The sequence below is a fragment of the Clostridium sp. Ade.TY genome, from assembly GCF_000498355.1.
GTDB lineage: Bacteria > Bacillota > Clostridia > Clostridiales > Clostridiaceae > Clostridium.
On sequence record NZ_AVSV01000060.1, the window covers coordinates 1 to 12,356 of the forward strand.

The 12,356-nt window shown below is 22.6% G+C and carries 17 protein-coding genes; 6 read left to right on the forward strand and 11 right to left on the reverse strand.

Annotation, left to right across the window (positions count from 1 at the left end; genetic code table 11):
- Positions 1-41 precede the first annotated feature (41 nt).
- Entirely contained in the window at positions 42-227 is a 186-nt protein-coding gene (locus O212_RS0115670; protein ID WP_029699472.1) for a hypothetical protein, read from the reverse strand.
- A 17-nt stretch (positions 228-244) separates the two neighbouring features.
- Positions 245-2,158, reverse strand: a complete 1,914-nt coding sequence (locus O212_RS0115675) for an ABC-F family ATP-binding cassette domain-containing protein (protein WP_024615993.1) — start codon at positions 2,156-2,158, stop codon at positions 245-247.
- Positions 2,159-2,270: 112 nt separating this feature from the next.
- Here O212_RS0115675 and O212_RS0115680 point away from each other — a divergent pair, with 112 nt between their 5' ends.
- Positions 2,271-3,125, forward strand: a complete 855-nt coding sequence (locus O212_RS0115680; protein ID WP_024615994.1) for an LD-carboxypeptidase — start codon at positions 2,271-2,273, stop codon at positions 3,123-3,125.
- Between the two features lie 6 nt (positions 3,126-3,131).
- On the opposite strand, the gene O212_RS0115685 is transcribed toward O212_RS0115680, so the two are convergent.
- The 3 genes from O212_RS0115685 to O212_RS0115695 form a co-directional block, all read right to left on the reverse strand.
- Complete coding sequence (locus O212_RS0115685; RefSeq protein WP_024615995.1) at positions 3,132-3,785, reverse strand: isochorismatase family cysteine hydrolase; 654 nt, start codon at positions 3,783-3,785, stop codon at positions 3,132-3,134.
- 19 nt (positions 3,786-3,804) lie between these two features.
- On the reverse strand, positions 3,805-4,209 hold the full coding sequence (locus O212_RS0115690; protein ID WP_024615996.1) for a hypothetical protein: 405 nt from the start codon (positions 4,207-4,209) through the stop codon (positions 3,805-3,807).
- A gap of 62 nt (positions 4,210-4,271) precedes the next feature.
- Entirely contained in the window at positions 4,272-4,658 is a 387-nt protein-coding gene (locus O212_RS0115695) for a hypothetical protein (RefSeq protein ID WP_024615997.1), read from the reverse strand.
- Positions 4,659-4,804: 146 nt separating this feature from the next.
- Here O212_RS0115695 and O212_RS0115700 point away from each other — a divergent pair, with 146 nt between their 5' ends.
- A complete protein-coding gene (locus tag O212_RS0115700; protein ID WP_024615998.1) occupies positions 4,805-5,089 on the forward strand; it encodes a hypothetical protein in 285 nt (94 codons plus the stop codon).
- A 32-nt stretch (positions 5,090-5,121) separates the two neighbouring features.
- Here O212_RS0115700 and O212_RS0115705 read toward each other — a convergent pair whose 3' ends face one another.
- Positions 5,122-5,319 (reverse strand): hypothetical protein, encoded by a 198-nt coding sequence (locus O212_RS0115705; RefSeq protein ID WP_024615999.1) that lies wholly within the window; start codon positions 5,317-5,319, stop codon positions 5,122-5,124.
- Positions 5,320-5,390: 71 nt separating this feature from the next.
- Positions 5,391-6,146 carry an exodeoxyribonuclease III gene (locus O212_RS0115710; protein ID WP_024616000.1) on the reverse strand — a complete coding sequence of 252 codons (756 nt, stop codon included), beginning with the start codon at positions 6,144-6,146 and terminating at the stop codon, positions 5,391-5,393.
- Positions 6,147-6,334: 188 nt separating this feature from the next.
- Between O212_RS0115710 and O212_RS0115715 the strand changes: the two genes are divergently transcribed.
- Positions 6,335-7,162: an LssY C-terminal domain-containing protein gene (locus tag O212_RS0115715; protein WP_029699473.1), complete on the forward strand. Its 828-nt coding sequence runs from the start codon at positions 6,335-6,337 to the stop codon at positions 7,160-7,162.
- 78 nt (positions 7,163-7,240) lie between these two features.
- Here the strand turns inward: O212_RS0115715 and O212_RS0115720 are convergent, their stop codons facing one another.
- Complete coding sequence (locus O212_RS0115720) at positions 7,241-7,729, reverse strand: QueT transporter family protein (protein WP_024616002.1); 489 nt, start codon at positions 7,727-7,729, stop codon at positions 7,241-7,243.
- Positions 7,730-7,900: 171 nt separating this feature from the next.
- Complete coding sequence (locus tag O212_RS0115725) at positions 7,901-8,245, reverse strand: DUF5658 family protein (protein ID WP_024616003.1); 345 nt, start codon at positions 8,243-8,245, stop codon at positions 7,901-7,903.
- 97 nt (positions 8,246-8,342) lie between these two features.
- Here O212_RS0115725 and O212_RS0115730 point away from each other — a divergent pair, with 97 nt between their 5' ends.
- Both O212_RS0115730 and O212_RS0115735 read left to right on the forward strand, forming a co-directional pair.
- Entirely contained in the window at positions 8,343-9,323 is a 981-nt protein-coding gene (locus O212_RS0115730; RefSeq protein WP_024616004.1) for a DUF523 and DUF1722 domain-containing protein, read from the forward strand.
- 68 nt (positions 9,324-9,391) lie between these two features.
- Complete coding sequence (locus O212_RS0115735; RefSeq protein WP_024616005.1) at positions 9,392-9,694, forward strand: rhodanese-like domain-containing protein; 303 nt, start codon at positions 9,392-9,394, stop codon at positions 9,692-9,694.
- A 30-nt stretch (positions 9,695-9,724) separates the two neighbouring features.
- On the opposite strand, the gene O212_RS0115740 is transcribed toward O212_RS0115735, so the two are convergent.
- Both O212_RS0115740 and O212_RS0115745 read right to left on the reverse strand, forming a co-directional pair.
- On the reverse strand, positions 9,725-10,207 hold the full coding sequence (locus tag O212_RS0115740) for a QueT transporter family protein (RefSeq protein ID WP_024616006.1): 483 nt from the start codon (positions 10,205-10,207) through the stop codon (positions 9,725-9,727).
- Positions 10,200-10,901, reverse strand: a complete 702-nt coding sequence (locus O212_RS0115745) for a radical SAM protein (protein ID WP_024616007.1) — start codon at positions 10,899-10,901, stop codon at positions 10,200-10,202. Before O212_RS0115745 ends, O212_RS0115740 begins: the two co-directional genes overlap by 8 nt.
- A gap of 632 nt (positions 10,902-11,533) precedes the next feature.
- Here O212_RS0115745 and O212_RS0115755 point away from each other — a divergent pair.
- The gene (locus O212_RS0115755; protein WP_024616008.1) at positions 11,534-12,343 is read left to right on the forward strand and encodes a mechanosensitive ion channel domain-containing protein; all 810 of its coding nucleotides are present in this window, start codon (positions 11,534-11,536) and stop codon (positions 12,341-12,343) included.
- Positions 12,344-12,356: the final 13 nt, after the last annotated feature.

Consider the following 12,356-nt stretch of genomic DNA (forward strand, 5'->3'; position numbering starts at 1 on the left):
ATAAAAATAAAAGCTAATAGATTTTCTATTAGCTTTTATTTTTATAATTCTTCTTTAATCCAATTAATCAACTCACTTTCAATATACTGTGATTTTGATCCTTTTTTATCAAAAACTCTTATTTGCTTATATTCCACTCCATTTAATTCAAAATCCAAAACATCAATTCTTTCAGCTTCTATCCTTAAGAATTCACGCTGCCCTTTAATAGAAATTTTTATTTTCATATAATATACTACTCCTTCTATTTATTTTTTCTATACTCTTTAATTTCTTCATCTAAATTATATAAATATTCTTGTCTTTCATACTTGTCTAATAATTCAATTTCAAGTTCTTCTTTCTCTTCTATTAATTCTTGAAGTTTAGAATAATTAGTTGAGTTTTCATTTATACTATTCTGTATATTTTCTAATTTATTTTCTAAGTTTAATATTATATCATCTATTTCTTCAAATTCCTTTTGTTCTTTAAAAGAAAACTTTGGAGCACTATTCGCATTTTTAGGTTTTTCCTTTCTTTTTTTATTAATTTGATTTTCTTTTATATTACATACATTTTGATTTTCCATATCTTTTTGTATTAGATAATCACTATAGTTTCCATGATATAATTTTAATTTCCCATTTTCCTCATAAGACAATATTTTATTACATATTCTATCTAAAAAATATCTATCATGAGATACAATAATAACTACTCCTGAATAATTATCTAAAAAATCTTCTAAAATTTTCAGAGTTTCTATATCCAAATCATTTGTAGGTTCATCAAATATAAGAAAATTAGGAGATTCCATTAAAACTCTAAGCAGTTGCAATCTTCTTTTTTCTCCTCCTGATAATTTTTCTATTTTAGAATATTGCATAGTTCCATCAAATAAAAACATTTCGCATAAAGTTGATGCTGTAATATTGCCACCATCAAAAGTTGGTATATATTCGCCACCTTCTCTTACAAAATCAATAACCTTTTCTTGGTTATTTAACTCACTACAATCTTGTGAAAAATATCCAACCTTTATAGTTTCACCAAACTCAAACTTACCCTCTTCTGGTTCTATATTTCCAAGTAATATATTTAGTAAAGTTGTTTTACCAACTCCATTTTTACCAACCACGCCTATTCTATCTTCTTTAAGTACTTTATATGAAAAATTATCGATTAATTTCTTATTTCCAAAAGATTTACTCAAACAATCAATTTCTAATATTTTCTTTCCTAATCTTCTCCCTACATAATTTATCTCTATATCAGTATTTACTGCAACATATTCTTTACTTACAAGTTCTTCAAAACGTTCAAGCCTTGCTTTTTGTTTAGTAGTTCTAGCCTTTGCTCCTCTTTTAACCCACTTAAGTTCATTTCTTATTAAAGATTGACGTTTTGCTTCTTGCTTTTTTTCAACCTCAATACGCTCTATTTTTTTCTCCAAGTACTTAGTATAATTTCCTTCATACAAATAAGCATTTCCTCTATCAAGCTCTAATATTTTATTTGCAACTCTATCTAAAAAATATCTATCATGTGTAATCATTACTAAAGCTACATTTTTAGAATTTAAATATTCTTCTAACCATTCAATTGAATCTGAATCTAAATGGTTTGTTGGCTCATCTAAAACTAGTAATTCGCAAGGAGTTATAAGTGCTGATGCTAAAAAAACTCTTTTTCTTTGACCTCCAGATAAATTTTTCATTTTTTCACTATAGTTATTTATTCCTAATCTATTTAATATTATTTTAGCTTCACTTTCTAATGACCATAAATTTAAATTATCTATTTTAGCCTGAAGCCCAATTAATTTATCATTAAGTGAATAATCACCATTTTCTACTCTATTTAATGTTTCCTCATATTCTATAAGCAAATTCATTTCATTAGTGTTACCTTTAAATACTTGCTCTAAAATTGTAGATTCACAATCGAATTTTGTATCTTGCTCTAAATATTCTATCCTTATATTTTTTCCTTGTATTCTATTTCCTTCAAAAAAATCATCTCTTCCTGCTATTATTTTTAAAAAAGTAGATTTTCCTGCTCCATTTATACCTATTATACCAATTTTATCACCCTCATTTATTCCTAATGACACATCATTTAATAATGTTTTTTCGCTATAACTTTTATTTATATTTTCTAATGTAATTAAATTCATTATTTATTATCTCCTTCTATCTTCAAGTAATCTAATTTTATCAAATTTATAACTATTATTAAAGTTTTAGTATATAATCATATCATATAACATATTTTTAGAGGTGATATATATGAATTTAAAAAGTAATGATAAAATTGCATTTGTTGCATGTTCTAATCAACTTGATCTTTCTTATAAAGTTAAAATAGATTCACTAGTAAAAATATTTGGTAATTTAAAAATAAAAGTTTTATTATCTAATAATATTTTTAAAACTAATTCTACATATTCATCAGGATTATCAAGAGCAAATGAATTAAATGCTTTTTTCAAAGATAATTCTATCAAATATATATTTGATATTTCAGGGGGAGATTTATGTAATGAAATACTTCCTTACTTAGATTTTGAGTGTATAAAAAATTCAAGTACTATATATTTTGCTTATAGTGACCTATCTGTATTATTAAATGCTATATATAAAAAAACTAAAAAAGTTTCATATTACTATAACTTAAAAAATATTGTTAATAATAACGCATTTCAGGAATTCTTTAATACATTTATATTAAAGAATAATTATTCATTATTTAATATTTCAAACTATACTTTTATAATAGGTAATTCATTAGAAGGAATAGTATTAGGTGGTAATATACGCTGTACATTAAAATTAGCTGGAACTGAATATTTACCTGATTTTAATAATAAAATATTATTTCTTGAAAGTTATAGTGGTGATATAACTAAAATACGTACATTTATAGCACAATATAAAATGATGAATATATTTTCTGAAATAAAAGGTGTTTTACTTGGCCAATTTACAGAGTTAACTGACAGAAATCAGTATAATGATTTTTTAGATATTATGAAACCAATTTGTAATTTATATAATATTCCTTTAGTTATAAGTAAAACTATTGGTCATAGTAATGACTCTAAAGGAATTGCTATAGGTAAATATTTAAGTATAAAAAAATAGAGGAGTTTAGTCCTCTATTTTTTTTACTACAGTTATACCGTTAGATTTCATTTTATTAATTGATATTACATTCATAAGATCAGCATTATGATCATTTGAATTAAATGTTTCAATGCAATTTATAGGTACATATATTTTTTTATCTATGTTATATTCATTAAAATATGTTTTAAGAGATATTACAAAAGTCTCAACACAAATATCAGTACATACACCAAATACAATAAAATTTCTAATATTATCATTCTTTTCAAGCCATAATCTGAATTCATCTACATGAAATCCATTTATTGAATTTTTCTTTATTAATATAGATTTGTTATCATTTTTATAAAAATCATTTAATTCATCTATTAACTCCTCTTCTATAGTTCCCAACATACAATGATTTGGATAACAAGTTAATTCTACAGAATCATTAGTATGACTATCTAAGAAGAATATTTTTTCACATTCTTTAGTTTTATTTAATAAACTTAATATAGGATTAATTATCTTTAAAGTCCTATCACTTGACAGAACCCCTTCAGTGCAAAAACCCTTTACCATATCAATAACTATTATTGCTGTATCATCTCTTAGGTTATTGCTTATATCTGTCAATTTAACTTTATCTATTTTATTAACCTCATTAATTAAACCTTCTATAACTTCCCTCATACTTTAAACCCCTCCTCTTTTATAAAGTAACTTTTAATTTTTTAAATGCAACTTCTTTTTTTAATTCTTTAGTAATATCATCAATAGTAATTTTATATATAGTTTGGCAATTTAAAAGTCTCCATTTTTTCATATAACTAGGTGTTGCAATTATAGAAAAATAATAATTTTCTTCAATTTCATCCGAGAACTCTAAATAACTTACTATACTTCTTTTATCTAAAATAATTTCTGCTTTATTTAAATTATTATAAATTGGTATAAAATATTTCATTGGTAACTTATAATTATATAAACCTGAAATCTTTTTTCCCTCTAGAATCCCTCTATATAAAATTCTATTATCTTTAATTTTCTTTTCATCTAATCGGATTTTAAACTCTGGCTCTCCCATTTTATTTTTGCCTAGACATATTTTTATCATTTAATAATCCTCACACAATCATAAAAGCTAAATGAAATACTATCACTTAGCTTTTAAATTTTTTATTTTATATTTTCAAAATACTTTAAAAGTACTTTTTTATCTATATCTGAAAATAAATAATCTTTAAATGTTCTTTCATTTATCCAACTAATTTCATTAACACTCTTTCCAAGATTAATATATTCTTTTATTTTCCCACAATATATTTTTATTACATCATTACTACTATCATCAAATTTAACTTCATCTAAAATTTCTAAATCGAATACTAATGTATTTAGATCCTCTTTAACTGAATTAGAAACACATTTTTCATCTGTTTCCCTTCCTTTTTTTAATCTTCCAATACATTTCCATACTTTCTCTGATTTTTTTCCCTTTCTTTCTATTAATACATTATCAAAATCATCTTTTAAAATAATATAACAACCAATAGTATTACTCATTATTAAATACCCTCCTATATTTAACTTTCGTATATAAAATCGCTTTTAAATATATTATTCTACAAAAATAGATAAACTCCTTCTTTAATGCATAAAATTTGATATAATGTCTATAAAATGACTTTTATAAAGGGGATATGTTTAATATGAAGTTAACAGAAAACGAACTTATAATTATAATAAAAGAAATTATGCTTTCATTAAAGGAAGAAGAATTGCTTGGTGAAAATACAAATGAAACTTATGATTTTCCACCATCTATTTACAAAAAACTAGATGAAATGCCATTAGAAAAATACTTTAAATTTATAAATAAATGTACTAACTTTTCAAAAATTTTATTAAGTAAATATAACAATGAGCTTAATTCTCTTAATATGATTCATGAAGAGATACTTGACAATATAAATATTCTATTTAAAGACATATAATAAATACTAATGAATGCTAAATTTAGCATTCATTAGTATTTATCTTCAAATAATGAAAAAATTATTACTGGTAATATTAATATAAGTGGAAATATACCAATCCAAAATACTAAACTTTTTAGATAGCTAAATGAAAACCCATTAAATATAAATGGAGCTAACAAAAAGCCTATAAATATAATCATAAATATAATTATAAATTTATAAAATATAATATTATTTTTTTTCATAATAATCATCCTTATAACTATAGTTAATAATATTATATATGTATTAATTAAATAAATTGCTAAAAGTTTATTTAATTAATTGTTATTTCAATAGGACAATGATCTGAACCATATATATCATTATATATTTTAGAGTCTTTTAAATTATCTTTTAAAATTTCAGAAATAATGAAATAATCTATTCTCCATCCAGCGTTATTTTTTCTTGCATTAAATCTATAAGACCACCAAGTATAAGCCCCTTCTAAAGAAGGATTTAAATACCTAAATGTATCTATTAATCCACTATCTAATAATATACTAAACTTTTCTCTCTCTTCATCAGTAAATCCAGCATTTTTCTTATTGGTTCTTGGATTTTTTAAATCAATTTCCATATGTGCTACATTAAAATCACCACATACAATAACAGGCTTATTTTTTTCTAATATTTTTAAATATTTTCTAAAAGAATCATCCCAATCCATTCTATAATATAACCTAGCTAATTTATCTTGTGAATTAGGTGTATATACTGTAATTACATAATAATTTTCAAATTCAGCAGTAATAACTCTACCTTCTTTATCATGTTCATCAATTCCAATGCCATAATATACATTTAAAGGTTTTTCCTTTGTAAACATAGCTGTTCCTGAATACCCTTTCCTTTCTGCATAATTCCAATATTGATAATACCCTTCAAGTTTAATATCTATTTGACCTTCTTGAAGTTTAGTTTCTTGAATACAAAATATATCAGCATCTACCTCTTTAAAAAAATCTAAAAAACCTTTTTTTACACATGCTCTTATCCCATTTACATTCCAAGAAATCATTTTTTTCATAAAAAGCACCTCCACATTTTAATATAAATTTATTATAGCATTTTTAATATTTATTTATAATATATATAAATCTATCTAATAATAAACTATATTATAATTTAATAAAAATTTATAAATATATCATTAAATTATATAAATTAAAATGATATATTTAAATTATATAAATTTTTTATAAGGAGATTCTTTTGATGAATTTTAAAATAAATTTATGCGAAAATAAATTAAATTTAATATTAAGATTATTAAAATTTGCTTTAAGTATATTTTTAGCCTTTATACTATATCGTGCAATATTTTACAATATATTTATAAAAAGCATACATATAATTTTATATTTATTAGTGTGGTTATATATATCTTATATATTAATACCTATTGTAACTAGACTAATAACAAAATTTTATTTACCTGATTACTTTATAGGTAGAACAAAAACAAATGACGGTTTACTGGGAGATCCTATAAATATAGCCTTTTTCGGAGAAAAAGATGATTTGATAGAAGCATTTAAAATAAATGGTTGGTATATTGCAGATGAACTTAACCTTAAATCATCAATTAAAATATGTTTTGCAAGTATATTTTCTAAATCTTATCCAAATGCACCTGTTAGCTCATTATTTTTATTTTCACGAAAGCAAGATATAGCATTTGAGAAGGAAATTCATGGAACACCAAGAAAAAGGCATCATATACGTTTATGGAAAACACCTAATGATTGGTATTTACCTGGAGGATTAAAAGCTGATTGGTTAGCTTCAGCAACTTACGATAAAAATATTGGATTATCATTATTTACGGGGCAAATAACTCATAAAATAGATTCTAATATAGATAGTGAAAGAGATTTTGTTATAAATTCATTAAAGAAAACTGATTCAATAAAAACTATAACATTAGTAAAACATTTTACTAGTAGTTATCATGGCCGTAATGGTGGTGGAGATAGAATTTATACAGATGGGTGTTTACCATTTGTAACTATAAAAATTAATCCAAGCAAAAATAAAGGATGATAAAATAGTATCATCCTTTTTGCATGCATATAATATTTATTTTTATTGATATATATAACTTTCTTATTATAGTGTCTTTTAAATATTGTTCTTTATAATATTTCTTAATTTGTAAATGATCGGTACACCTATTGCTGACACTACAATAAATTCACCTATTCCAACTTGAATTATTGTTAAAATTTTAGGTAAATTCAATAAGTAACTAAGCATTATCCCTATTATTAATGCATTAAATACTGTTGGCCATAATGATGCAATAAACATATTAAGCTTGTCACTAAATTTTAACTTACTAGTCATATATATAGCTAATACACTTAAAAATGTTGCAAATGTTCCAAATATAATATCTAATAACCCATTAGGACCTAAAATATTTGCAATAAAACATCCTAATGTTAATCCTATTATATAAAATGGATCAAAATATGCTAATAATACCATTATTTCTGATATTCTAAATTGAATTGGACCATAACTTATAGGTGATAAGACCAAAGTTAATACTGCATACATAGCTGCAATAATTCCTGATATAATTACTCTTTTTATTGTTTTGTTCATGAAATCTTCTCCTTTTTTTAAGTAGATTTCAGTTCAAATTCCAAATTAAAAAACAAAATTTGCCTTAGTTTTGTTTTTTGACAGGAGGCTTACGAACTGTCATCCTATTTAATTACGCATAAATAATTATATAATTTACTTTATTTAATTTCAACTTTAAGTTTAAAATTTCTATAACAAAGCTAATTTCAATATCCAAATTAAATGCGATATATTAATTAAAAAATATATTATTATTATTGAACAAAAAATTTTATTTGCCATTATTAATTGTCTTATATTTGCATATTTTATTTTACATGATAAAAAAAATATTAATACAAATACTAAGATTACCTTAACAAATATACCTAAAATAGGATAAGAAATAATATTTCTCATGATTATATTTGCTTCTATAAAAAATCCTGTATCTAGTAGCATAAATGTAAATATTATATCATTTACATTTAAAATATAAATAAGCAAAAGCTTTTTCTTTAAATTAACATCATTATAACATCGTATAAATTCCATTTTATTCTCCTATAAGTAAATAAGTAATTATTATTGTTATTTTTGACATGCATATATTTTTTTATAACACAAATCCTTATAATATGGAGGGATATATATGAAAATTTGGAGTAAACCTAATTTAATAATAAGCAAATGTTTAAGTGGAAATCCTTGTAGATATAATGGAGAAGGATCTCCTTATAAATATTTAGAACGATTAAATCCATATGTAAATTTATATGAAATTTGCCCTGAGGAAGAAATTGGATTAACTACACCTAGAAATCCAATTAAGTTATTTCAATATAAAGAAAATCCTATAGAACTTTTAGATTCAAAAACATTTAAAAACTATACAAAACTAATGGTTGAATTTTCTAATGATATTTGTTATGACATAAAAAACTTTTCTCCACATGGATTTATATTAAAAAAACGTTCTCCTACTTGTGGAACAAATGATGTTAAAATCTATTCTACCTTAAAAAAAGGCTCTCATTGTAAAAAAGGAAAAGGTATGTTTGCTTCTATACTTATGGAAAACTTTAAATATATACCTATAGAAGATGATGGCCGTTTAAATAACTTTAAAATTAGGGAAGAATTTTTAACAAAAATATTTATTTTAGCAGAGTTTGACAAAGTATTTAAACATAATTCTTTCGAATCATTGAAAATTTATAATGAAATAAACTCTTTACTATTTATGTCTTATGATTTAAATTTAAAATATAAATTAGATTATATAATTAAAAATACTACTAAATATAATTTATATAATACTTTTAATGAATATAAGTATACTCTTTTAAATTTAATATCAAAAACTCTAAATCATAATTCTTTAGTTAATACCTATGTATATGTATTTAATATATTTAAAGGTTTATTATCTATAAAAGAAGTAGAGTTTTTTCTAAATATAATAGAAAAATTTAAAAATGGAAATATCCCTAAATGTGTAATAATCAATTTAATAAAAAATTATGCAATAAGATTTTCTAATCATTGGATTTTATCTCAAAGTATTTTATTACCATTTCCAGAAGAATTAATAGACTTATCTGATTCTGGAAAAGGAATTGTTATTAAATAATCCTAAAGAAATTTTATCTCTTTTATGTTATAATATAAAATTATTATATTATTTTTAGGAGATAAATTATGAAACAAATTTCAACATATAAATTCAAAAAAATTTTTGAAAGTGATAAAGACTTTTTATTAATTGATGTTAGAGATAAAAATGAATATAATTATAGCCACATCCCTAATGCTATAAACATACCTCTATGTGACATAGAAGATTTTAGTGATGAAATTCCTCTAGATAAAGATATTTATTTTATTTGTACTCATGGAAATAAAAGTGCTAGAGCTGTTACATTATTAAACAATTTAGATATAGAGAATGTAATAAACATACAAGGTGGAATGCTTTGTTGGGATGGTGAAATAGAAAAATAGTATAGATGCTTATTGCATCCATACTATTTTTTAGTTTAACTTTATTTTATCTATTATATATATCTTTTTACTTAATATTAAAGCAATTGGGTATCCAATTAAAGTAACTGAAATAAATTCTCCAATCATAAATCCAAATAAATAAAACCAAAATGGTAATCCAAGAATTATATGTAATAAAAAAACTACTGGTATACAAAATATTGTTGGCCATAATGTAGCTATAAATAGATTTTTGCTAATACTTACAAAATACACAGATATAAATGTACCTAATGTTCCAACTACAATATCAACTAATCCTAAAGGACTTAATAAATTAGCAATTAAACAACCTATAGTTAAACTTGATATATATCTCTTATCATAAAACGTCAATAATACTAATATTTCTGAAAACCTAATTTGAATTGGTCCATAGCTTAAAGGTGCAATTGATATTGTTAATATAACATAAAGAGCTGCAACTAATGATAATTTAACAAATATATTTATATTATACACCTTATTCATCTTCTTCACTTCCAACCCCTAAATCAGTATTATGTATTAACACTTCTATATTTTCATTGTTTTTTAAATAATCATATTTTTTAATAAACCATTCAACTAACTCATCATCTCTTTTTACATCTGTAGAATTTTCAATATATACATTTATGCAACCTCTTTTAAAATAATTTTCTAATATATATATATCTTTTTCGATCATCTTTTTAGTCTGACCTTTTATTCCAACTAACAAACATACTGAATCAAAATATTTATTTACTTCACTATAATGTTTAAAAGCTGCGCCTTTATTTAATACATTATTTCTAAAATTATTATCAAAAGTTTCTACTCCACACCTAAATATTATTGGAATATTAAAAAATTCTCTCATCTCTTGTAATCTATCTTTGTATAACCAATGACACTCTACAAATAATAACTTAATATTTTTTCTTTTTATAATTTCTCTAATTTCCTCTAAAGTTGTTTTGGGAACTTCAAATATACTTCCAGAATTTATAACATCAAGAACCTCAAACTCACCTGTTATTTCTTTTAGAATATTGTGATTAAACTTTATAATTTCTGACTCATTTGTAGAATTATCATCCACATAATCACAAAATTTACACCTTCCCCATTTACAAGGAAATCCTTTTAACATAACCATTTCTCTTTTATTTTTTCCAAATATTTTACTATATCTTTGCATTTAATTTTACTCTCCTTATTTATTATATAGAAGGCAAAATAATAAAAAAGGACGACAAAAGTCATCCTATATATTTATTGTAAGATGCCTTAGTTTTATTTTTTGACAGGAGGCTTACGAACTGTCTTTTATTTTATTTTTACATTTTAAATTATACTTTATTAATTATACAATTTCAATTTATATATTTTAGTTTTAAGTATAAATTTTAATTATTATCTATTTTAATTATTATCATTTAAAAGGATATCTTTTTAGATATTATATTTATTAAGTTTTTTATAAACACAAAAAACTCTACAAAAATTTAATTAGTTGTAAAGCTTTTTGTGTTTATATTTTTTTAATTTAACTTAAGATTATTATTAGAATAAAACACCTCTAAAAGACATAATTATAAACGCTATTACTATTATAACACATACAATTAGTGCAATTTTTTGAATTATTTTAGTTTCCTTCATATATATCTCTCCCTCTTTAGTATGTGAATATTTTACCATATGATAATATTTTATATGTAAACTATTTATTACTATAAAATTAATATTCATTTTACATTTTAAATATTGTTAAAAATTTAAATGCAAATTATAATAACTTGGTATTCATTTAACTAAGGAGGACATAATTTGAATTTAGAATTAATTTTTAATACAATAATTAATTGGATTTCAAAAAATGGAATTAAATTAATTATTGGGCTTATAGGTCTTTGGATTGGTTGGAAACTAATAAACAAATTAATTATTTGGCTAAATATTTTATTTAAAAAACAAAATATAGATTTAACATTAGTTTCATTTTTTAATGCTTTTGCTGATATAGCACTTAAAATATTACTAATAATTGCATTCATTGGATTTTTAGGCGTACCTACTGCAAGTTTTACTGCTATTCTAGCTTCTGCAGGACTAGCTATAGGATTAGCTCTTCAAGGTAGCTTATCAAACTTTGCAGGAGGAGTTATAATTTTACTTATAAGACCTTTTAAAGTTGGTGATTATATAGAAACTTCTTCATATCAAGGTACTGTTGAAAAAATAAGTATTTTTTACTCTCATTTAGTTACAGCAGATAATAAAGAGATATTAATTCCAAATGGTGCTTTAGCTAATGGAAGTTTAATAAATTATTCTTCCAAATCAACTAGAAGAGTTGATTTAACTTTTAGTGTAGGATATGAGAGTGATTTAACTTTAGTCAAAAATATATTAAATGATATAGTTGTTGAAAATAATCTAATACTAAAAGATCCTGAACCATTTATTGCAATCAGTGCTCAAGCATCAAGTTCTATAGATTTTATAGTTAGAGCTTGGTGTAAAACTGAAGATTATTGGAATATTCATTTTTATTTATTAGAAGAGGTTAAAATTAAATTTGATAAAAACAATATTTCTATTCCATATCAACAACTAGATATACATATGTATAAATAAAAAATAAAAGTGA

Bases quoted from the DNA above. Each gene is read 5' to 3' on its own strand.
- O212_RS0115715 (WP_029699473.1), top strand. From the start codon at position 6,335: ATGAATTTTAAAATAAATTTATGCGAAAATAAATTAAATTTAATATTA.
- O212_RS0115740 (WP_024616006.1), bottom strand. From the start codon at position 10,207: ATGAATAAGGTGTATAATATAAATATATTTGTTAAATTATCATTAGTT.
- O212_RS0115735 (WP_024616005.1), top strand. From the start codon at position 9,392: ATGAAACAAATTTCAACATATAAATTCAAAAAAATTTTTGAAAGTGAT.
- O212_RS0115670 (WP_029699472.1), bottom strand. From the start codon at position 227: ATGAAAATAAAAATTTCTATTAAAGGGCAGCGTGAATTCTTAAGGATA.
- O212_RS0115690 (WP_024615996.1), bottom strand. From the start codon at position 4,209: ATGATAAAAATATGTCTAGGCAAAAATAAAATGGGAGAGCCAGAGTTT.
- O212_RS0115745 (WP_024616007.1), bottom strand. From the start codon at position 10,901: ATGCAAAGATATAGTAAAATATTTGGAAAAAATAAAAGAGAAATGGTT.
- O212_RS0115695 (WP_024615997.1), bottom strand. From the start codon at position 4,658: ATGAGTAATACTATTGGTTGTTATATTATTTTAAAAGATGATTTTGAT.
- O212_RS0115685 (WP_024615995.1), bottom strand. From the start codon at position 3,785: ATGAGGGAAGTTATAGAAGGTTTAATTAATGAGGTTAATAAAATAGAT.
- O212_RS0115700 (WP_024615998.1), top strand. From the start codon at position 4,805: ATGAAGTTAACAGAAAACGAACTTATAATTATAATAAAAGAAATTATG.
- O212_RS0115730 (WP_024616004.1), top strand. From the start codon at position 8,343: ATGAAAATTTGGAGTAAACCTAATTTAATAATAAGCAAATGTTTAAGT.
- O212_RS0115710 (WP_024616000.1), bottom strand. From the start codon at position 6,146: ATGAAAAAAATGATTTCTTGGAATGTAAATGGGATAAGAGCATGTGTA.
- O212_RS0115705 (WP_024615999.1), bottom strand. From the start codon at position 5,319: ATGAAAAAAAATAATATTATATTTTATAAATTTATAATTATATTTATG.
- O212_RS0115720 (WP_024616002.1), bottom strand. From the start codon at position 7,729: ATGAACAAAACAATAAAAAGAGTAATTATATCAGGAATTATTGCAGCT.
- O212_RS0115725 (WP_024616003.1), bottom strand. From the start codon at position 8,245: ATGGAATTTATACGATGTTATAATGATGTTAATTTAAAGAAAAAGCTT.
- O212_RS0115675 (WP_024615993.1), bottom strand. From the start codon at position 2,158: ATGAATTTAATTACATTAGAAAATATAAATAAAAGTTATAGCGAAAAA.
- O212_RS0115680 (WP_024615994.1), top strand. From the start codon at position 2,271: ATGAATTTAAAAAGTAATGATAAAATTGCATTTGTTGCATGTTCTAAT.